Below are 22273 nucleotides of genomic sequence, written 5' to 3'. Positions count from 1 at the left end.
ATGACCTTTAACTAAACTAGTTAAATGACTATAAAGGAGCTGGTAATCATAGCATTAGTCTATTTTACTTTTTTTGTAATGGGTCTAGTATTTGGTTCTTTTTTTAATGTTGTTGGGTTAAGAGTACCGATCGGGAAATCAATTATTTCACCGGGTTCCACGTGTTCAAATTGTGGACATAAATTGAGTTCTATAGAATTAATACCTGTATTTTCTTTTTTACTCCAAAGAGGGAAATGTCGAAGTTGCGGGATGCTAATTTCAAAACTATATTTATTAATTGAGATACTAACAGGTATGTTATTTGTTTTTTCCATCTATGAAACTGGCTTTCATATGGAGTTAATGATCGCACTTTCGATAATATCTTTATTAATCATTATTGTTGTCTCGGATGTGAACTATATGATTATCCCTAATCGGATTCTACTATTCTTTTTATTTATTTTTAGTTTTGAGCGAATCGTATTTCCATTGGATCCTTGGTGGAGTAGTATAGTAGGAGCGATAGGAGCATTTGTGGTTTTGCTTCTAATTAATCTGATTAGTAAAGGTGGTATGGGAGGAGGAGACATAAAGCTATTTAGTGTGCTAGGAATAATTTTAGGTTGGGAACTGACCCTCATTGCATTTATGCTTGCATGTTTTTTAGGCAGTATTTACGGGGTAGTTGTAATATTGTCTGGAAAATTAAAGCGGAGTAATCCGATTCCTTTTGGTCCATTCATTGCAATGGGTGGATTAATTAGTTATTTTTATTGTGAAAATCTATTGGAATTTTACGATATAATTTTTTATAAATAAAAAGGCTATTTAATTGAAAAATTCTTCAACTAAATAACCCTTACTTTTTCTTATGAGAATAATTTCTCTTCTACACTTTTTATAACTGAATTCCAGTATTTTTTGTCTTCAACGAAGTTTGTTCGAATCGCTTTAAAAACAGCAGTTTGTTTTTCTTGGAAATTTGGATCATCTTTATCTGGAAGCTCTTTTTTCATTTCAACTACAATTTCTTCAATCTCCGCAGAACGTGGCCCCCATACATTTACTTCATTCCCTTTTTCATCCATAAAAACAAAAATTGGAATAGAACGAGATTTACCATTCGTTAAATATTGATCCATTAATTCTAGATTTTCATCTCTAATTAGGAATCTAGTATCTATATTTGCTTTTTCCATCATTTTCTGAATAACTGGTACATTAAGTAATGCATCTCCACACCAATCTGCAGTTAAAGTAACAACCTTCCAATGACGATTCTTTAATTGTTCAAGTTTTACTTGTGTACTTTCAGGAATCGTAACTTCATTATAGATTTTTAGAAGTTCTTCTTTATTTACATTCATTGCTTCTACATATTCTTGAAAAGTCATGCCCTTTTCGAACCAAGAATTTAATGACATTTCCATACACTCCTTTAATGTTAATAAATAGTATTATACCCCATTCGTCATAAGAAGGAATGCAATAAGACTTGCAGAATTATTATACAGTATATGTTTTATATGCAGTTTAAGCAGGAGGGAGAAAAATGAGTGCGCCTATTGAGATATCAAAAAATCGGAAGCGCTTTCCGAAATGGATTAAAGTTACATCAACTATCTTAATTGTTATCGTCTTAATCGTTGCAGGCACCGGCTTGTACTTAACCAAAAAATCATTACCAAGCATTAAAGGAAATTTAACGATCAGTACGTTATACCGTAAAGTAGAGGTAGTTAGGGATGGTAAAGGCGTACCTCATATTAGTGCTAAAAGTTTGCATGACTTGTATGTTGCGCAAGGCTTTGTAACTGCACAAGATCGATTATTTCAAATGGATTTAAGCAGGAGACAGGCGTCCGGACAATTAAGTGAGGTAATTGGTGATGCTACAGTGGAGCGTGACTCATATTTTCGAACGCTTGGTTTAAGAAGAGCTGCAGAAGCTTCTTATAGCAAATACGATAAAAATGGACAAAATGTATTAAATTGGTATGCAGAAGGAGTAAATGCGTACATAAAATACGCAATAAAGGAAAAAAAACTACCAGTTGAATTTAAAATTTTAAAATATAAACCAAGTAAATGGACGGCAATTGACTCACTAGTAATTGGTAAATATATGGCATTTGATTTAGGCGGTCACTGGAATGAACAAGCATTTCGTTATTATGCTTTGAATAAATTTCCAAAGGATAAGGCTTTGGAACTTTTCCCTGCTAATAATGATCTAGATCCGTATATTATTCCAAGTAATACTTCAAAAATAGACGTAGAAAAGAGCTTTGCAAGCGCAATTATTCCACCTGTTTGGAATGGAAGTAATGATTGGGTTGTTAGTGGAGCTAAAACTAAGTCCGGTAAACCGTTATTAGCAGATGATCCTCATTTAGGATTAGCGACACCAGCAATTTGGTATGAAACTCAATTAAAATCTGGTGATATGAATGTAAGTGGTGTGATTTTTGCAGGGGTGCCAGGAATCATCGTTGGTCATAATGAACATATTGCCTGGGGAGTAACAAACGTGGGCCCGGATGTACAAGATTTATATATTGAAAAACGAAATCCAAATAAGTCAGACGAGTTTTTATATGATGGTCAATGGGAAAAGGCTCAGGTTATAAATGAAACGATCAAAATTAAAGGTAAAAAGAATAAGGTTTTACCTGTTATGATTACGAGACATGGTCCCGTGATTTCGGAATTTGCGAGCGATGCTGGAAAAGATACTGTATTCTCTTTACAGTGGACAGCACTACAACCAACAACAGAGCTAGAAGCCGTTTTAAAGTTTGATGTTGCAAAGGATTGGAATTCGTTTAAAGAAGGATTAGCTTTATTTGAAGCGCCTGCTCAAAATTTCGTATTTGCATCGGATGACGGAACAATTGCCTACCGAGCGAATGGAAAAATTCCAATCCGTAAAAAAGGTGATGGGCTAATGCCAGTGCCAGGTTGGACTAGTGATTACGGTTGGAAAGGATCTATTCCATACGATGAACTACCAACAATCGTTAACCCAAAGGAAGGATTTATTTCATCTGCAAATAATAAAGTAGTGGACGATTCATATCCATACCATATTTCAAATTCTTGGGCACAGCCATACCGTCAATTACGCATTCAGGAAGTATTAAAAAAGAATGACAAACTGACTGTTAAAGATATGCAAAAGCTACAAATGGACGAAATGAATTTACAAGCGAAGGAGCATGCACCTAAGTTTATTAAGTCAATAAATCAAAATAAAGATCAATTATCATCTGTTGAAAAATCAGCTTTAAAGGAACTTGAAAAATGGAATTTTATAGATGATAAAGATGAAGCATCTCCTCTCATATTCCAAATGTGGATGACTGAAATAAATAAAGCATTGTTCGATCAACAAATCTCAAACGATATGATGGATTTATTTGGAGACCGCAAAGTCGTAGTCGATCAATTGCTACGTGACAGTTTAAATGGGAAAAAAGTAATCTGGGTTGATGAACAAGGCGGAATTGATAAACTTTTATTAAAAACCTTCAAATCAACAATTAAAAATATTAGCAAAACCGACGGTGAAAATGCAGCGAAGTGGAAATGGGGTGATCACCATAAAGTTGCTTTCGAACACCCATTATCCAGTATTAAAGTCTTAAGCTATTTCTTTAATGCAAGAGATCCAATCCCAGTAGGAGGTAGCGCAACTACAGTGAAAGCAGCAGGATATGATGACCAAGGAATCGTCGACCATGGTGCATCATGGAGAACTGTTGTAGACTTTGCAGATTTAAGTAAATCAGTAAACATAGTTGGACCAGGACAATCCGGAAACCTCGGAAGCAAATGGTATAGTGATCAAATGGAAGATTGGGCAAATGGAACATATCATACAACTTCTTTGAAAAATGTTAAAGGTGTTAAAGAAATGTTCGAACCGGGAAAAACAAAAAAGAAGTAGGAAGGAAGTATAGAGGACAGACCTTATGGGGTCTGTTCTCTTTGTTTGAGAAGTAAAATATAGTGATTAAATTGCGATACGCGGTTTTAATTGCGATACGAGGAATTAAATTGCGATACGAGGAATTAAATTGCGATACCCAGGATCTAATTGCGATACCCAGGATTTAATTGCGATACCCAGGATTTAATTGCGATATCTAGGATTTAATTGCGATACCCGGACATTAATTGCGATACCCAGGATTTAATTGCGATATCTAGGATTTAATTGCGATTCCCCGAATTTAATTGCGATACCTGGTTATAATTGCGAAACCCAGGATTTAATTGCAATTCCCGGAATTTAATTGCGATACCGGATTAAGATTTGAATACCTTATCCAGCACACAACTCTAATTTCTTCCCTTTCATCACCTCATATAATAAAATATTTAAATAGATTGTCCTAAAAAATTTGAAAAAAGGGGGGCTGTGAAAATGTATGGAATGGGCTTAGTTCTCGAAGGTGGAGGAATGAGGGGGATTTATACTGCCGGTGTTCTGGATTATTTTCTTGAACAAAATATAGAAATTCCTTATGTGATAGGTGTTTCTGCGGGTGCTTGTATGGGAACTTCTTATTTATCAAAACAACATGGTCGTAATAAACGAGTAAATACGGAATTTTTACAGCATCCAGATTATATTTCTTTTAAAAATTTAATTCGTAATAAGCAGCTTTTTGGTATGGACTTATTATTTGATATTATTCCTAATGAGTTAGATCCATTTGATTTTGATTCTTTTTATAATGCTGAGCAAAAATTTGTAGTTGGTACGACTGATTGCGTTACAGGAGAACCAGTCTATTTTGATAAAGATCAAATTTTAGAATCAACAGATATGTTAAATATAATTCGGGCATCAAGTTCTTTACCGTTAATGGCTCCAATCATTAAATTTAAAGATCATTTCTTGATGGATGGTGGCATTGCAGATCCGATTCCGATTGGTAAATCTGAAGCGGATGGCAATCGTAAAAATATAGTTGTTTTAACGAGAAATGCTGGATATCGTAAAAAACCTTCAAAAGGAACTTGGTATTTGCAAAAAAAGTATAAAGATTATCCCGGACTTGTTCAGGCCGTACTAAAAAGATATGAAGTTTATAATAAGCAGTTGGAATATATTGAGGAGCAAGAAAAAGCTGGAAATATATTAGTCATTCGTCCTGTACAAAAGTTAAAGGTTGGACGAATTGAACGAAATAAAGTGCGTTTATTAGAACTTTATAAAGAGGGCTATGAAGATGCTAAGCGACTTCGTGAACAAATTTTAGGTTTTATCTCGTATGAAAAAACGACCTGTTAATCAGGTCGTTTTAATATGTTGAAAATTAAACTATTTAGACTGATTGAAAACGCTTGTCTTATAAAGTACGAAGCATGTTATAAAAGCGAAACAACTAAGAAAGCGAGCGTTTGTCAACAGTCTGATCAACCTGTTAAATTCAGGTCGTTTTTTATGGGGGAGGGAGAAAATAGATTAATCCTTATCATTATTATTTTTGTTGTTATTATTGTTCATCATGTTTTTCATCATCATTTCAAACATTACCATATCGACACCTAAACACGGATTCATACAGCCACAGCGACTTCTTCTAAAGCAACAACTTCTGCATCTGCAATGACAGTCGTGATCACAACGATCTCTTCTGCAATCGTCAAAATCGCGGTCTCTTCTGCAGTCATCAAAATCACGGTCTCTTCTTCTGCAATCGTCACAATCACAGTCATTACGTCTACATCTACTTGAGTTCATGTTGACTTGATCTTGGTTGTTCCACATCGTAGAACACCTCCTTGAATTATCTACATGAACAATGTATGCAAAGATGTCCCATCGAGGAAAGGCTAGTACCTAAATAAAAAATAAAAAAGCACATTAATCTTTTTAAAGATCATGTGCCTAAAATATTTATTATTAATGTGGGAAGAAAACCAATTGGATTAAGAATAAAATACCAAATACATAAATTACTGGTTTAACACTTTTAGCTTTCCCTTTAACGACTTTTAATAATGGATAGGTAATAAACCCAAGAGCAATACCTGTCGCAATACTTGATGTAAGTGGCATTGTGATAATAACTAGGAATGCAGGGAATGCTTCTTCAAAGTTATCCCACTCTATATGACGAACGCTACCCATCATTAGGCAACCTACTACGATTAATGATGGTGATGTAATTGCTGCTACACCAGAAATTGAATTAACAAGTGGGCTAAAGAATGCTGCAAAAACGAATAGTAATGCAACAACAAGTGCTGTTAAACCTGTTCTACCTCCAGCTGCAACACCAGCTGTAGATTCGATATAAGCTGTTGTTGGTGAAGTACCAAACATAGCTCCAATTGTAGTACCGAATGAATCAGATAGCATCGCACGACCAGTACGTTTTTCATCTTTCTTATTTAATAAACCAGCTTGTGAAGCTACACCTAAGAATGTACCTGTCGTATCAAAAATTGTAACTAATAAAAATGAAAAAACAACTGAATATAGTCCATAATGAATGACATCTGAAGCCGCTGTTATTGGATTAGCAACAATGATACCCTCAGGTAATTTAGGGAAAGAGAATATGCTACCTTTAATGTGTAATTTTCCAGCTAATCCTGCGATGATTGCTGTTGCAGCCATTCCGAAGAATAAAGCTCCATTTACATTTAAGGCAAATAAGATAATTGTAATTGCAATTCCGACTATAGTAAGGACTACACCAGGAGAATGGAGATTTCCTAACCCTACAAGATTATCTTTGTTAGCAACGATTATACCTGAAAGACGTAAACCTATAAATGCGATAAATAATCCAATTCCAACACTAATTGCATGTTTTAATGTATTTGGAATTGCTTCTATTAAATGCGTTCTAAATTTAGTTAAAGATAAAATAACGAATAAAATACCTGTAATAAATACAGCAGAAAATGCTAAATGATACGAAATACCATGTGCTTTTGAAACAACTGAATAAGCAAAGTATGCATTCATTCCCATTCCGGGAGCAATTGCAATTGGGTAGTTTCCGAACAATGCCATAAATAATGTTCCGACTAAAGTTGCAATGATTGTTGCAGTAAATGCTTGGTTAAATGGAACACCAGCATCGGATAAAATAATAGGATTAACAATAATTATATAAGCCATAGTTAAAAAAGTGGTAAAGCCGGCTATAATTTCTGTTTTAACGGTTGTGTTAGCCTCTTTTAGTTTAAACATAATAGTTCTCCTTATAAAATACGAATGATAAATTCAACAGTTATTAATAATATTCGTTTTATTGTAAAAGTGCAAGTTTTTTAATTAGATTTTCATCTTTTAACAATTTCAATTATGTTTAGTATTCCTAAAAGTACGATTTGGGCATGCTAAATCTGAAATATTTAAAAGGAGGATATAGTAATGACTCAAAAGCAGTTTCCGACTAAATTTGATCCACAACATCAAAATAAGCAACCAGGTATTGAAAAGGAAATGATTCCAATACCGATATCGGATGATCCTAATTACACACCAAGTGGTAAATTAAAGGGAAAAGTAGCCATTATTACTGGAGGAGATAGTGGGATTGGAAGAGCAGTTGCTATACTTTTTGCGAAAGAAGGGGCATCAGTTTTTATTCCATATTTAGATGAAGATGTCGATGCACAAGACACAAAGAAATACATAAATGATTTAGGTGGAAATTGTGAAATAATGAGATGTGACATTAGAACGGAGGATGTATGTAAACAAATCGTTCAAAATGCAATTCAAACCTTCGGAAAAATTAACATTTTAGTGAACAATGCTGCTGTTCAATATCCACAAAAGAATTTGGAAGACATTACTGAGGAACAATTAAAACGAACATTTGAAACGAACATTTATCCAATGTTCTTTTTATCAAAAGCTTGCCTTCCACATATGAAGCAAGGTGATTCGATTATTAATACTGCGTCAATTACTGCTTATAAAGGACATGATCAATTATTGGATTACTCAGCGACGAAAGGAGCGATTGTCACATTTACTCGTTCACTTTCTACAAATCTTGCTCAAAAGGGAATTCGTGTTAATGGAGTAGCTCCTGGGCCAATTTGGACACCATTGATTCCAGCAAGTTTTGACGAACAAGAAGTAGCAAAGTTTGGTAGCACAACTCCGATGAAACGAGCGGGACAGCCAGTAGAGCTCGCACCATCATATCTTTATTTAGCTAGCAATGAAGCTTCCTTTATTACAGGACAAATGATTCATGTTAATGGTGGGGTAATTGTGAACGGATAAACTAATAAAATGGTGCCATCTACAAAAAATGTAAATGGCACCATTTTATTAATACTTAGGTCGAAACGTGTGACAGCAAGTTTCTCCACTATGTACAGCAGAAGTAGTTATCTCACCGTCTAAGACTGCATTTTGAATCGTTAAATCAAAGTCATTTGAGTATTCATATGCTTCGGTTTGAACAAGAATTGAGTCTGCTTGGCAAAAGTTTCCCTGCCCCCAAAAATTACAATTTGCAACACTACATCTAATTTCTGGCATGAACTCACCCTCCTTTAATTTTTATTTTCTACATACTTTGCAATCTCATGCAGATTTAAAGTAGTACCATTGTAGAATTTTTAGAGAGAATATTGTAAACTTTTATCAAGATAGAAGGAGTTAGGAAGACTTTTATCGAATCAAACTCTGATTAAGTATAGGAGGAGAACAAATATGAATTGGGAAACAACTTATGAAAAATGGATTCAATCAACGACATTAGATCAAGAACTAAAAGAACAATTAATTAAACTTGAGAATAATCAGCTTATACTTAAGGAAAGTTTCTATCAAAATTTAGAATTCGGAACTGGTGGAATGCGCGGAGAAATCGGACCTGGAACGAATCGTATGAACATTTATACTATCCGTAAAGCATCAGCTGGTTTTGCAAAATATATTGAAAGCTTTGGAGACGAAGCAAAAAACCGTGGAGTTGCAATTGCTTTCGATTCACGTCATAAAAGTCCTGAGTTTGCAATGGAAGCAGCAAAAACACTTGCAACATATGGTATTAAAGCGTATGTCTTCAATGAATTACGTCCTACACCAGAATTATCTTTTGCAGTACGTGAGTTAAACTGCTTCGGTGGAATTGTCATTACAGCTAGTCATAATCCACCTGAATATAACGGATTTAAAGTTTATGGTGATGACGGTGGTCAATTACCTCCAGCTGCTGCTGATCAAGTAATTGAATACGTAAATTCATTTGAAAATGAGTTAGAAATTGAAGTTTCTTCAGAAAAAGAATTAGTTGAAAAAGGCTTAATACATAGATTAGATGAAGAAATGGACAAATTATATGTAGAGCAACTAAAAACTGTTGTTGTTAACAACGATTTAGTGCAAGAACATGGTAAGGATTTAAAAATTGTCTTTACTCCATTACATGGCACAGCATTAATACCTGCAACATTGTCATTACAAGCAGTTGGCTTTGAAAATGTAACAGTTGTTGCCGAACAAGCAAAAGCAGACCCGAATTTTACAACTGTAAAATCACCAAATCCTGAAGAACACGCAGCGTTTGAATATGCAATTCGTTACGGTAAAGAGATTGATGCAGATGTTTTAATTGCAACTGACCCTGATGCTGACCGATTAGGAATCGCTACGAAAAATGAAAACGGCGAATATGTAGTATTAACTGGGAACCAAACAGGAGCATTAATGCTTCATTATTTATTAAGCCAACAAGATGTACCTTCTAATGCACTATTACTTAAAACAATCGTTACATCTGAATTTGGTCAAGTAATCGCATCAAAATTCGGTGTTAAAACAATCGATACACTTACTGGATTTAAGTTTATTGGTGAAAAAATTAAAGAATATGAACAAACGAACGAATACTCATTCTTATTTGGTTATGAAGAAAGCTATGGCTATTTAATTAAACCATTTGTTCGTGATAAAGACGCAATTCAAGCTACAGTACTTGCTGCAGAAATAGCTACATATTACAAAACAAAAGGTATGACTTTATATGAAGGCCTAAATAGCCTATATGAGCAATATGGCTATTATTTAGAAGGACTAAAATCATTAACATTAAAAGGGATTGAAGGGACAGAAAAAATCCAATCGATTTTAACAAATTACCGTCAAAACCCTCCTGTTGATATAAATGGTCTAAAAGTTATTACAGTTGAAGACTATAAACTTCAAGAGAAAACTACTTTAGAATCAGGAGAAAAAGAACAAATTCTTCTACCTAAATCAAATGTATTAAAGTATCATCTTGAAGATGGTTCATGGGTATGCTTACGTCCATCTGGAACTGAACCGAAAATCAAGTTCTATTTCGGAATTGTTGGACAATCTCGTCAAAATAGCATCCAAAAATTGGATAGTTTACAACAAGCATTTATGGAAAAAATTGAAGTATTAGTCTAAAAAAAGAGCGACTATTTAGTCGCTCTTTTCATTTATTTTTAGTTAAAGCTCTAATGATGAAATAAAAGATTGTTCCTCGGCGCTTTCTTCCCTAGTAGCATGCTCAATATGCTGGAACATACCCTTTAGTTTTTCATCAATGATCGCTAAGTCCCTCTCGTATTTAAAGGCATGTAGAAAATGTTCGATACGCTTTGAAAAAAGCTCGTCTTTAGTATTTACCATTAACACGAGAAGCTTATCCCATTGACAACAATAAGTGTAATACAATGCTAAATCATAATCGGATTGTACTTGCATTGTGAACCTCCTTTTTAGAGGGTACACATAGTTTATGGCGAAAAAAATTAATTAGCCATGAGAGAATTTAACAAAAGGTTACGGTAGAGGTTAGGTAAAAAAAGGATGGTTAAGTGCTGGAACGATAGGGAAAACAGGAAGTATAGATGGGGATTTTAGAAATACTTTAATTTTTTTGAAAGAATTATTAAAGAATGGCTTCAATATTGTTAAATGGGCCTCAAAATAGGAAAAAAGGGCCGAAATTATATTGAATTGTTTTTTTGCATTTGCCTTTGGAGTTTAATTGCGATTGCTGGGATTTAATTGTGATCCTGGAGCTTAATTGCGATTCCGGACTTAATTACGACTACTACAAATCTTCCTCCAATTCAGTTAAAATCTTTTCCAAAACTTAAGTATACTTTTAAAAGAAACAGGGATAATAAGCTTAAAATAATAAGCAATACTGAAGAAACTATGTACTTCAAACTGCATGATGATTTTTCTTAATCAAAAATAAAAGAATTCAAAAAATCAAGTTATATCAATCGCATTGTACAAATAAAATGAACTACCGTATGAATTTTTTTCATACGTTTTTTTGTGTTTATGATTTCAATAAATTTCGAATTAGGTAAATGAATATAGTAGAGATATGACTATTTTTACATTAATTCAAATTTCAGTTCATAGAATAATATAAGAAGAGACAGGAGGAGAGTGTGATGAAGGCGAGTGATTATAGAGCGTTGGAATATGCTATTGACGAAATTACAGAAATTGCGAGAGGATTTGGGCTAGACTTTTACCCAATGCGCTATGAAATCTGTCCTGCAGATATCATTTATACATTTGGCGCTTACGGTATGCCTACAAGATTCTCCCACTGGAGCTTTGGAAAACAGTTTTATAAAATGAAGCTTCATTACGATTTAGGATTAAGCAAAATTTATGAATTGGTAATCAACTCTGATCCATGTTATGCATTTTTATTAGATACAAACTCTCTCGTTCAAAATAAATTAATTGTTGCTCACGTTTTAGCTCATTGTGACTTCTTTAAAAATAATATGCGTTTCTCAAACACGAAAAGAGATATGGTTGAAAGTATGGCAGCTACTGCTGAACGAATTAAACACTATGAGCATATATACGGAAAGCAAGAGGTAGAAAATTTCCTAGATGCAGTACTCTCAATTCAAGAGCATATTGATCCATCATTAATGCGACCAAAATTGGCTTATGATTTAGAAAGTGACTTCCCAATAAAAGAGAAAAAAAGAGTTACACCATATGATGATTTATGGAATATGGATCAAAGTAAAGAGAAGAAAAATGATTCAAACCTGATCCCAATTAAACGTAAACAATTCCCACCACAACCTGAAAAAGATATCCTTTTATTTATCGAAGAGTACTCCAGAGAACTAGAAGAATGGCAACGTGACATCCTGACTATGCTACGAGAAGAAATGCTTTATTTCTGGCCACAGCTTGAAACGAAAATTATGAATGAAGGCTGGGCAAGTTATTGGCATATAAGAATTATGCGAGATTTAAACCTTGATTCAAATGAAGCAATTGAATACGCAAAGCTTAATGCAGGAGTAGTTCAGCCATCGAAAACAAGCATCAACCCATACTATTTAGGACTAAGAATGTTTGAAGATATTGAAGAGCGATATGATCATCCAACAAAAGAAATGCGTGAGTTAGGTGTTAAACCTGGCAGCGGTCGAGAAAAAATGTTTGAAGTACGAGAATTAGAGTCTGATAGTTCATTTATCCGAAACTATTTAACAAAAGATCTCGTCATGCGTGAAGATATGTATTTATTCCAACGCCAAGGGAAGGAATATAAGGTCACTGATAAAGCATGGGAAAATGTAAGAGACCAACTTGTAGTTAGTCGGGTAAATGGAGGATTCCCATATATCGTAGTTCAAGAGGGCGATTATTTAAAAAATGGGGAGCTTTATTTGAAGCATTCCTATGAAAATATGGAACTTGATGTGAAGTATGTTGAGAAGGTAATGCCGTATATTCATCAGTTATGGGGTAGAGGGGTTCATTTGGAGACTAGTATTGAAGGGAAATCTGTTTTGTTTAGTTATGATGGTAAGAATATTCATCGGAAGTATATTTGAGCCACCTTTTATAGGTGGTTTTCTTCATGTTTAGAAAGTATAGAATCCTTTTTCGGTAAGTGGACCTTATGTAACTATGGCAGTATAGTTCAATAAGGAAGTGGTATAATTGAGGTGACAGAGAGGCTTTTCTAAAGAAATTTTAATATACAAGATTTGGGGAGAATTATGGATAAAAAAGTTCAAAGAGATGTTTTAAACACTTTTTACCAAGGGAAACTACACGATGTGTATGAAAGAGAAAATAAAATAATTCTTATTATCGACATGTCAGAATTCAAGGAGTACTATCATTTTTCGTATTTTAAATGTGAGTTAATAAAATGTGAAGAGTTCACCCTTAAGTTCAAGGGAGAACATATAAAGGACCTAGAACAGATTAAGAAATTAAATATGACGTTTTGGAGTACAGAATTTATAAATTTTCAAACAAATGGCGAATTATATACTGAGTGTGAAATTCATGAAGGTGGAAGAGCAAGTTTATTTTTCAAGACAGAAAGTATGAAGGTATATGACGAATTAGATAGGGAGATATCACTCTTTGATCTTTCAGTTTTAGATGGGTTATGTACCTCTGGTACAGGTATAGACTTCTACATTAAAGACAGTCATTCTAAAAGTCATGTAAAGTTTAACGAAGAGTTACAGGATTATCTTACCCATAAGGAACAATACTGGAAAAGATATAAAGAAAATGGATCAACAGAACAATTTGATTTACTTATCGGTCTAGATCAATACGGAGATAAAGTTTTTTCTATTCAAGAAATTATTCAATTAAAATTAATATGTGACGGTTTACATTTAAAATACAGTTCAGATAGTTTAAAAGACCAACAAGTAAGGTACTTTTCAAATAAATTAAAAAAAATCTGTGAAGTAGCAATTAAAATTAATAAATTTATTGAAGCAATTGGCGATTAAACTTGTATAACTATCGCAGTGCATTAGTTGAACAAGTAGCAAAAAAAGGAAATTCCAGAGAAAATCCTTTTTGGGGAACAGGGTTATCATTCGAAATTGGTGAGCGAATAGTAACATTTGAGGTGTTGGGAAAATGTCTTTATTAAAGAGGTATGGCAAGTGGATTTCTAAAAAAAATCCTAGACGGTATGACCTAGCTGAATTACTGTTAGGGATAATTTTTGTACCTTCGATTATTGTTGGTATTGAATTACTTAATCACAAGTATTCTTTATGGTTTACGTTATTAATCTATTTTTTGATAATAAATCTTTATCTATTATTTGATAACTTAGTTACGAGAATTTTGGGTAGATTTAATGTGAAAATTTCAAAATGGATGCATCCTGTTATTCCGTTGATTTTGGTGTTCATTTATTTTGTTTTCAATGGTTTTTGGTTCTTTAAATAATCCAAATGGAGAAACGTGTTTTTTTGTATTCCATGAGGAAACAAATGAAGATTACCTAATTGGTGTTGATGAATTAATTTCGATCGCAAATATTTAAACTCTTATGCAACTAACGCATTTAGTTGCATAAGGAATTTATAAATATCAGTTAATCATTTAATAACTTGATTTAGTTTATGTTCTTCAATCAAATCTATATTTCTTGGACAAAAACAATAATAATATGAAGAGGGTATTATCTAGAAACAGAGCATCTTTAATGGATGCTCTTTAATTTTGTCACGATTTCATTGTGTTCGTTGATTAATTTCTTCAACTGTTCCGCCAGTTGAGGATCATGTTTTTTATCTAATATGGTTTTAGCAATGTCGATCGCTTCGCGAGTCTTTACTAATTCCCTTTTTAACTTTTCGACCGCATTCAATTTTGCCATGTCGTGCACCTTCTCAGTTCATTTATTTTAATTCTAATAATTATCTAAAAAATAAATAGGGATAAATAAATTGTGCACTTTTATTGGTAAACTCAAAGGAAAAACAACCATAAAAGAAAGTATATAAAGTACTGTACTTAGTTTTAATTTCATATTAATAAACTTCCCATCATTATAAAAATTCTTATTCTACTTATTATAACAGTTTTACAAGGATTATTAATTTTCTTATTAAACTATCCTGCCATTATGTTGAATAAGAAAATCGACTGCCGATCATGTTATGCTACAAAAGCTAGCTTTAGTTGAATAAAACTTAATAATCTATGGTTTCTAGACTTAATCGCCAAGTGCGATGATAAATAAGAATAAGAATAAGAATAAGAATAAGAATAAGAATAAGGAATTGAAGTTCTTGGTCAAAAAGAAGATCGTTAGGAGACGGAAGGCTGGGCAAGTTATTGGCACATCCGTATCATGCGTGAACAAAATCTCGATTCAAATGAAGCAATTGAATACGCAAAGCTTAATGCAGGAGTAGTTCAGCCATCGAAAACAAGCATCAACCCATACTATTTAGGACTAAGAATGTTTGAAGATATTGAAGAGCGATATGATCATCCAACAAAAGAAATGCGTGAGTTAGGTGTTAAACCTGGCAGCGGTCGAGAAAAAATGTTTGAAGTACGAGAATTAGAGTCTGATAGTTCATTTATCCGAAACTACTTAACGAAAGACCTTGTCATGCGTGAAGATATGTATCTATTCCAGCGACAAGGTAAGGAATATAAAGTTACTGATAAAGCATGGGAGAATGTAAGAGACCAACTTGTAGTTAGTAGGGTAAATGGAGGATTCCCATATATCGTTGTACAAGAAGGAGATTATTTAAAAAATGGGGAGCTTTATTTGAAGCACTCCTATGAACATATGGAACTTGATGTGAAGTATGTAGAGAAGGTAATGCCTTATATTCATCAGTTGTGGGGTAGAGGGGTTCATTTAGAGACTAATATTGAGAATAAGTCAGTGTTGTTTAGTTATGATGGGAAGAATATTCATCGGAAGTATATTTAGAGCCACCTTTTTTAGGTGGTTTTCTTAATGGATTAGAAAGTATAAAATATTTTTTCGGGAAGTGTACCTTATGCAACTAAATGCAGGATAGTTGCATAAGGTACATTTTATTACTACATCACAGTTAAGCAAGCTTAATCTATTTTAAACAAACTATCTTCTTTAAAAGATATTTAGTGGATATTTGTATATTCATTTTATTTGGGCTATAATACATTAAACCATTTTCTTTACCAAGATCCACGTTAAATTTTACCCTTATTCTATTTATGAATAAGGGTTTTTTATATTATAAGTTATAAAAGAAGTCAGATTCTACTTGATAGAATCCGACTTCTTTGAGTTAACTATGCTTTTTTAACATTAGTTGCTTGTGGTCCGCGTTGCCCTTGTCCTACTTCAAATGTTACTGCTTGACCTTCATCTAATGATTTGAATCCGTCAGTTTGAATTGCTGAGAAGTGAACGAATACATCATCACCATTTTCACGCTCAATAAATCCAAACCCTTTTTCTGCATTAAACCATTTTACTTTACCATGTTCCATTTTTGTTTCCTCCTAGTGCGATTTACACACATTAATATTCCAATAATAACATTTAAAATAAAGATAATCAAATTAACCTAATTAAATATAAATGACTTAACATATTTTACATGACCAATACTAAACTTTCTATTACTTAAGACGCTTTCTTTTATATAATTAATTGAATACGTCTTCTTTAGTATTTGCCATGTCCTAAGATCGACATTTTAAAAAGGACTTTACTTTTATAAAAAGAAAGAAGACTTTTTTTGAATCATTTGTATCTATTTAATATTCAATTTGTTCAACGACGAAAAAGCATCCAATTTAATTGGATGCATATTTAAGTATTCCGCTTAAAAAGAGTGAATCTTCTAATTGTGTGCACTCTTTTAGTTTGATTAATCCATCTAGTTCTAGTTCCTTAGCCAGTTTTTCAATCATTTTTGTATCATTTTCCAATGAATTTTTAATGTTGATTAAAAAGAAATTTCCTCTTGTTGCAAGTCGAAGGTTCTTTAATAGATTCTCTTTACTCATTTTCCCATCCCCCTTCTAAATTAGATTAATTCGACACAAAAGAGGTTTTGTCCTGTAAATTCAATTATTACAAATTTTTTGTAAGATTATTAATTTAATCCCCATAGTATATAACGTCAAAAAATCTCATACATTGTCAATACACATAGTAGGGGGAATAATAATGAACTCAAATAATTTTCGTGAATTAGAGTATGCAATAGACGAAATTACTGAAATTGCAAAAGGATTTGGACTTGATTATTTTCCGATGAGGTATGAAATATGCCCTTCCGATATTATTTACACGTTTGGTGCGTACGGAATGCCTACTAGATATTCTCATTGGAGCTTTGGAAAAAAATTTTATAAGATGAAGTTACAATATGATCTAGGATTAAGTAAGATTTATGAATTAGTGATTAATTCTAATCCATGTTATGCATTCTTACTTGATACCAATAGCCTCGTACAAAATAAATTAATCGTTGCCCATGTACTCGCTCATAGTGATTTCTTTAAAAATAATGTGCGATTTAGTAATACAAAACGAGATATGGTCGAAAGCATGACTGCAACTGCTGAAAGAATTAATCAATATGGACAAAAATATGGAAAAAAGCTAGTGGAAGAATTTTTGAATGCGGTTATAGCTATTCAAGAACATATTGACCCTTCAATTGTAAGAAATAAATTATCGTGGCAATTAGAAGATGATATGATCCCCCCCGTTCCTCGAGTAGGCCTATATGATGATTTATGGAATTTAGATAATAAAAAAGAAAACATTGCTCCTGTAAAACCTCGAAAAAAGAAATTCCCACCACAACCTGAAAAGGATCTTTTACTATTTATTCAACACTTTAGTCGCGAATTAGAAGAGTGGCAACGAGACATTTTAACAATGTTACGAGAGGAAATGGTTTATTTTTGGCCACAGCTCGAAACAAAAATTATGAATGAGGGATGGGCTAGTCTTTGGCATCAACGTATTATGAGAGAGTTAGATTTAACATCAGGTGAATCAATTGAATTTGCAAAACTGAATGCAAGTGTACTACAGCCCTCGAAGACAAGTTTAAACCCTTACTATTTTGGACTAAAAATGTTTGAGGATATTGAAGAAAGATATAACAATCCATCTGAAGAAATGAAACAATATGGGGTGAAAGCTGGTTCTGGAACTGAAAAAATTTTTGAGGTACGAGAATTAGAGTCCGATAGTTCATTCATCCGTAACTACTTAACTAAGGAACTCATAATGCGAGAAGATATATATTTATTCCAGCAACAAGGTAAGGAGTATAAAGTCACTGATAAGGCATGGGAAAATGTAAGAGATCAGCTTGTTGTTAATAGGGTAAATGGCGGATTCCCATATATCGTTGTTCAAGAGGGCGATTACTTAAAAAATGGGGAGCTTTATTTGAAGCATTCCTATGAAAATATGGAACTTGATGTGAAGTATGTTGAAAAGGTAATGCCTTATATCCATCAGTTATGGGGTAGAGGGGTCCATTTGGAGACTAATATTGAGAATAAGTCTGTGTTGTTTAGTTATGATGGGAAGAATATTCATCGGAAGTATATTTAGGATCACCTTTTTGAAGGTGGTTTTTCAATTTAAAGGAAAGTAGATTTTTTGGAGGAATAGATTAAGAATAAACCACCTGTTCTCACGGGTGGTTTTGTTTATTAAACCTTTCATTCTTTCGAATCGAATTCTCCAAAGTATCTAGACATATTTTGACACGTAGTTTAGAATAATAAGAAAAATCTCAATATTATAAAAATTGGAAAAAATTACGTGTTATTGTCAATTAAATAGGTAAAGGGGTGAGGCTTATGACATTACTGAAAGTGGAAGATTTGTCGATTAAATTCAAGTCTCGCCAAGGAGTTGTCCAAGCAGTTGGGGGGGTAAGTTTCGAAATTGAACAAGGACATTCGCTCGGAATCGTAGGCGAAAGTGGAAGCGGCAAAAGCGTGACATCTCTTGCAATTATGGGTCTTTTGCAAAACGCTGTTGCTGATATCACTGGAAAAATACAGTTCGAAGACGTCGATTTGTTAACTTCTTCGCCTGAAGACATGAGAAAAATGAGAGGCAAATCTGTGTCGATGATTTTTCAAGAACCGATGACGTCATTGAACCCCCTTCATACTTGTGGAAAGCAAATCATGGAACCAATCTTACTTCATCAAAAAGTTAGCAAAAACGAAGCGAAACAAACCACCATCGAATTACTTAGAATGGTCGGCATTCCTTCTCCAGAACAACGATTTCATGAATACCCGCACCAACTATCTGGTGGAATGCGCCAGCGCATCATGATTGCTATCGCACTCGCTTGTGAACCAAAACTATTAATTGCGGATGAACCAACCACCGCACTAGACGTAACGATTCAAGCGCAAATCCTTGATTTAATGAATCGACTCATGAAAAAACGAGACATGAGTATGATTTTGATTACGCATGATTTGGGCGTTGTGAAAGAAATGTGTGATCAAGTCGTCGTCATGTATACCGGACAAATTGTGGAGAAAAGCCCCACGGCATCTGTTTTTTCAGAGCCACTTCATCCTTATACAAAAGGATTACTGAATGCCATTCCGAAAATTTCTAATAAGGTGGACAGGCTCGAAGCTATTGAAGGGTCTGTACCAGATGCGCTGAACATGCCAAGTGGATGTAGTTTTCATCCTCGTTGCTTATTTGCAACGGAACGATGCAAAAACGAAGCACCGCCATTATTTTTACATAGTGATGGTCGCAAAGTTCGCTGTTTCCTTTATGATGTGGCAGTAAAAGGCGGTGATCAACATGTTGCAAATTGAAACTAGTCGACTCGATTCGGTTTCAAATTCGTCATCGTCTGACACGATTTTAGACGTTTCACACTTAACCAAAACGTTTCAAATCAAACAACCGAATGGCAAAAAAGGTGTCTTAACAGCCGTTGATGATGTCTCATTTTCAATCAAACGAGGAGAAACCTTTAGTCTTGTTGGGGAAAGTGGCTGCGGCAAGAGTACGTTAGGCAAAACCCTACTTGGTCTTTATCCAACCGACCCTGGTTCCACCATTTTGTTTAATGGCGAGGATATCACGAAGCTGTCTAAAAAAGAATTCGCGAAAAAAGCGCAGTTGATCTTTCAAGACCCTTCTGCTTGCTTGAATCCACGTCGAACACTCAAACAAATTTTATTGGAACCGTTCAAGATCCACAAAATAGCAAACGGTGAAAGTAAAATCACTGAACTTATGGAGATGGTTGGCCTACCAAGTCGCTTTTTAGGACGTTATCCTCATGAACTATCTGGTGGTCAAAAACAACGGGTTGGTATTGCGCGGGCCTTAGCGCTCGAACCAGAACTCTTAATCTGTGACGAACCCGTCTCAGCACTTGATGTGTCGATTCAAGCTCAAGTCATTAATTTATTAGAAGACTTGCAGAAACAATTGAATCTTACCTATCTTTTTATCTCACATGATTTAAGCGTCGTTCACCATATAAGTGATCGGGTTGCCGTCATGTATTTGGGAAAAATGGTTGAACTCGCTTCACGCGATGAGTTGTATGGCAACACACAACATCCGTATACAAAGGCACTCCTCTCTTCTATACCTGATCCAAACGGGGATGTACGAGAGAAAATCATTCTTACAGGGGATGTACCTAGCCCATCGAATCCACCAGCCGGTTGTAGGTTCCACACCAGATGTCATTCTGCGATGGAACAGTGTAAAACAGTCGCACCAGCATTCATCCAAACAGGTAGTAACCACTTTGCAGCGTGTCATTTGACGACAAAGTGATGCTATAAATTTAAGAGAAAAAGGGGTTTTACGAGATGAAAAAATTCAGTTTACTCGCCTTGGTTACGCTGATGGCGTTCTCACTTTTCGCTTGTGGGAAGAAAGATACGAGCAGCTCATCATCTTATGCCGATACCATTGTTGTGGGTGTAGCATCTGACTGGAAAACAATGGATCCCGCTCGCGCGTACGAAGTGTATGCAAACTTCTATTTCTATGCAACGTATGAGAACTTATACATGTTAGAAGGTACAGACCTTACCCCAAAACCAGCTCTTGCAAAATCATATACAGTCGATGATTCAGGACTTGTATATACATTTAATTTGAATGAAGGATGTAAGTTTGCAAGTGGTAACCCAATCACAGCAAATGACGTTGTTTTTAGTTTCAATCGTACAAAAAATATCAAAGACAATGCGTCAGCTTTAGCGGCTGGTGTGGCGAAAGTCGAAGCGAAAGATGACCACACAGTTGTTGTGACGTTGACAGAAAAAGATGCGTCTTTCTTGTCAAAAATCACAGGAAACGCTTTTGCTGTTGTGGATAGTAAAGTCGTCAAAGAAAAAGGCGGAACGGATGCTGCAGATGCAAGCACAACTGACAAAGCAACAGCTTACCTTGACGGTGCCTCTGCTGGAAGTGGTCCGTATGTGTTGAAAAAATGGACAAGAAATACTGAAATGGTGCTTGAAAAGAATCCGAATTACAAGGGCACTGTGAATGCAAGCAAAATCATTATCAAAGAAATGCCAGATCCAAATACACAAATTCAAGCGCTCGAAAATGGTGAGATTGACGTAGCGCTTAGCGTTGGTCCTGACCAAGTGAAAACCATTAAATCAGGCGGAAACGCAAAAGTTGTTTCTTCCCCAACTTCCACGATTTCATTTTTAATGATGAACGACAAAGCAAGTATTGGGAAGGAACTCTCAAATCCAAAAGTTCAACAAGCTGTTCGTTATGCACTTGACTACAAAGGATTCCAACAATTAGCTGGAAAAGGTGCCCTCCTTCCTGAATCATTTGTTCAAAAAGGATTTGTCGGCGCTAAATCAAGACCAGAGAATTATCAAAACATCGATAAAGCGAAGGAATTGATGAAAGAAGCTGGTTATGAAAAAGGATTTACGATTCCGTTAACAGCTGCTAACTTCGAATCAGAAGGTCTTTCATGGACAACAATCGCTGAAAAAGTAAAAGAAGATTTAGCGAAAATCAATATCAATGTTGACATCAAAACAGGTGAAATTGGTGCAGTCATCGAAGATTACCGTAGTGGTAAATCACCATTCCTTGTGATGCATTGGTCACCTGACTACTACGATTTAAGCAACCAATTAGCGTTTATTCCTGGTGATATTGTTGGAAAACGCGCGAACTGGGAAGCGTCAGCAAATCCAGAATTGGTTAACTTAGCAAATCAAGCGAAGGTGGAAATCGATCAAACAAAACGTGCAGAGATTTCAGGTCAGATGCAAGATATCATCGCTGAAAATAGCCCATACGCGTTCTTAGTTCAACACCCAAAAACATTTGCGGTTAGCCAAAAATTACAAGGTGTTGTGTATAACGATTTTTGTAAATTGCATTTAAATGAATTAAAGCTGTCTAAATAATCACTGACAGGATAAAAAGCTAGTCGTAGGGTGAACTCCTCTATGACTAGC

The 22273-nt window shown here is 34.5% G+C and carries 20 protein-coding genes and 1 pseudogene; 13 read left to right on the top strand and 8 right to left on the bottom strand.

The window, feature by feature from the left end:
* The first annotated feature begins 24 nt into the window (after positions 1-24).
* Positions 25-804: a prepilin peptidase gene (locus ACFVRR_RS12535; protein ID WP_387328791.1), complete on the top strand. Its 780-nt coding sequence runs from the start codon at positions 25-27 to the stop codon at positions 802-804.
* Between the two features lie 50 nt (positions 805-854).
* Here ACFVRR_RS12535 and ACFVRR_RS12530 read toward each other — a convergent pair whose 3' ends face one another.
* Complete coding sequence (locus ACFVRR_RS12530) at positions 855-1409, bottom strand: thioredoxin family protein (protein ID WP_097976527.1); 555 nt, start codon at positions 1407-1409, stop codon at positions 855-857.
* A 128-nt stretch (positions 1410-1537) separates the two neighbouring features.
* On the opposite strand from ACFVRR_RS12530, the gene ACFVRR_RS12525 reads away from it, so the two are divergent.
* Both ACFVRR_RS12525 and ACFVRR_RS12520 read left to right on the top strand, forming a co-directional pair.
* Positions 1538-3934 carry a penicillin acylase family protein gene (locus tag ACFVRR_RS12525; RefSeq protein WP_387328789.1) on the top strand — a complete coding sequence of 799 codons (2397 nt, stop codon included), beginning with the start codon at positions 1538-1540 and terminating at the stop codon, positions 3932-3934.
* A 480-nt stretch (positions 3935-4414) separates the two neighbouring features.
* Positions 4415-5287: a patatin-like phospholipase family protein gene (locus ACFVRR_RS12520; protein WP_387328787.1), complete on the top strand. Its 873-nt coding sequence runs from the start codon at positions 4415-4417 to the stop codon at positions 5285-5287.
* Positions 5288-5556: 269 nt separating this feature from the next.
* Here ACFVRR_RS12520 and ACFVRR_RS12515 read toward each other — a convergent pair whose 3' ends face one another.
* Together ACFVRR_RS12515 and ACFVRR_RS12510 are read right to left on the bottom strand one after the other, a co-directional pair.
* Complete coding sequence (locus ACFVRR_RS12515; protein WP_387328785.1) at positions 5557-5715, bottom strand: hypothetical protein; 159 nt, start codon at positions 5713-5715, stop codon at positions 5557-5559.
* Between the two features lie 187 nt (positions 5716-5902).
* A complete protein-coding gene (locus ACFVRR_RS12510; protein WP_387328783.1) occupies positions 5903-7204 on the bottom strand; it encodes an NCS2 family permease in 1302 nt (433 codons plus the stop codon).
* 183 nt (positions 7205-7387) lie between these two features.
* Between ACFVRR_RS12510 and ACFVRR_RS12505 the strand changes: the two genes are divergently transcribed.
* A complete protein-coding gene (locus ACFVRR_RS12505) occupies positions 7388-8254 on the top strand; it encodes an SDR family oxidoreductase (RefSeq protein WP_387328780.1) in 867 nt (288 codons plus the stop codon).
* A gap of 48 nt (positions 8255-8302) precedes the next feature.
* Here the strand turns inward: ACFVRR_RS12505 and ACFVRR_RS12500 are convergent, their stop codons facing one another.
* Positions 8303-8515: a DUF1540 domain-containing protein gene (locus ACFVRR_RS12500; RefSeq protein ID WP_056471273.1), complete on the bottom strand. Its 213-nt coding sequence runs from the start codon at positions 8513-8515 to the stop codon at positions 8303-8305.
* Between the two features lie 174 nt (positions 8516-8689).
* On the opposite strand from ACFVRR_RS12500, the gene ACFVRR_RS12495 reads away from it, so the two are divergent.
* The gene (locus ACFVRR_RS12495; RefSeq protein WP_387328777.1) at positions 8690-10414 is read left to right on the top strand and encodes a phospho-sugar mutase; all 1725 of its coding nucleotides are present in this window, start codon (positions 8690-8692) and stop codon (positions 10412-10414) included.
* Between the two features lie 42 nt (positions 10415-10456).
* On the opposite strand, the gene ACFVRR_RS12490 is transcribed toward ACFVRR_RS12495, so the two are convergent.
* Positions 10457-10714 carry a YhdB family protein gene (locus tag ACFVRR_RS12490; protein WP_069032872.1) on the bottom strand — a complete coding sequence of 86 codons (258 nt, stop codon included), beginning with the start codon at positions 10712-10714 and terminating at the stop codon, positions 10457-10459.
* A gap of 707 nt (positions 10715-11421) precedes the next feature.
* On the opposite strand from ACFVRR_RS12490, the gene ACFVRR_RS12485 reads away from it, so the two are divergent.
* The 3 genes from ACFVRR_RS12485 (at position 11422) to ACFVRR_RS12475 (ending at position 14318) form a co-directional block, all read left to right on the top strand.
* Positions 11422-12843, top strand: coding sequence for a SpoVR family protein (locus tag ACFVRR_RS12485; protein WP_387328772.1), 1422 nt, complete (start codon positions 11422-11424; stop codon positions 12841-12843).
* Positions 12844-13011: 168 nt separating this feature from the next.
* A complete protein-coding gene (locus ACFVRR_RS12480; protein WP_387328769.1) occupies positions 13012-13770 on the top strand; it encodes a hypothetical protein in 759 nt (252 codons plus the stop codon).
* A 419-nt stretch (positions 13771-14189) separates the two neighbouring features.
* Positions 14190-14318, top strand: coding sequence for a hypothetical protein (locus ACFVRR_RS12475; RefSeq protein ID WP_387328766.1), 129 nt, complete (start codon positions 14190-14192; stop codon positions 14316-14318).
* Positions 14319-14477: 159 nt separating this feature from the next.
* On the opposite strand, the gene ACFVRR_RS12470 is transcribed toward ACFVRR_RS12475, so the two are convergent.
* Entirely contained in the window at positions 14478-14654 is a 177-nt protein-coding gene (locus ACFVRR_RS12470) for a hypothetical protein (protein WP_387328763.1), read from the bottom strand.
* 444 nt (positions 14655-15098) lie between these two features.
* Between ACFVRR_RS12470 and ACFVRR_RS12465 the strand changes: the two are divergent.
* Positions 15099-15731: pseudogene (locus tag ACFVRR_RS12465) on the top strand (SpoVR family protein); the annotation flags it as partial.
* Positions 15732-16078: 347 nt separating this feature from the next.
* Here the strand turns inward: ACFVRR_RS12465 and ACFVRR_RS12460 are convergent.
* The gene (locus tag ACFVRR_RS12460; protein WP_056474809.1) at positions 16079-16279 is read right to left on the bottom strand and encodes a cold-shock protein; all 201 of its coding nucleotides are present in this window, start codon (positions 16277-16279) and stop codon (positions 16079-16081) included.
* 309 nt (positions 16280-16588) lie between these two features.
* On the bottom strand, positions 16589-16801 hold the full coding sequence (locus ACFVRR_RS12455) for a hypothetical protein (protein WP_056474812.1): 213 nt from the start codon (positions 16799-16801) through the stop codon (positions 16589-16591).
* Between the two features lie 163 nt (positions 16802-16964).
* On the opposite strand from ACFVRR_RS12455, the gene ACFVRR_RS12450 reads away from it, so the two are divergent.
* The 4 genes from ACFVRR_RS12450 to ACFVRR_RS12435 all read left to right on the top strand — a co-directional run bounded on the left by ACFVRR_RS12450 (position 16965) and on the right by ACFVRR_RS12435 (position 22222).
* Positions 16965-18374, top strand: a complete 1410-nt coding sequence (locus ACFVRR_RS12450; protein WP_387328758.1) for a SpoVR family protein — start codon at positions 16965-16967, stop codon at positions 18372-18374.
* A gap of 251 nt (positions 18375-18625) precedes the next feature.
* Positions 18626-19621 (top strand): ABC transporter ATP-binding protein, encoded by a 996-nt coding sequence (locus tag ACFVRR_RS12445; protein ID WP_387328755.1) that lies wholly within the window; start codon positions 18626-18628, stop codon positions 19619-19621.
* A complete protein-coding gene (locus ACFVRR_RS12440; protein WP_387328752.1) occupies positions 19608-20603 on the top strand; it encodes an ABC transporter ATP-binding protein in 996 nt (331 codons plus the stop codon). Before ACFVRR_RS12445 ends, ACFVRR_RS12440 begins: the two co-directional genes overlap by 14 nt.
* A 35-nt stretch (positions 20604-20638) precedes the next feature.
* Positions 20639-22222 carry an ABC transporter substrate-binding protein gene (locus ACFVRR_RS12435; RefSeq protein WP_387328749.1) on the top strand — a complete coding sequence of 528 codons (1584 nt, stop codon included), beginning with the start codon at positions 20639-20641 and terminating at the stop codon, positions 22220-22222.
* Positions 22223-22273: the final 51 nt, after the last annotated feature.

The organism is Gottfriedia sp. NPDC057948, from assembly GCF_042887255.1.
GTDB lineage: Bacteria > Bacillota > Bacilli > Bacillales > Bacillaceae_G > Gottfriedia.
Note: the sequence above shows the minus strand (reverse complement) of the source record. Positions and strands in the feature narration are given on the sequence as shown.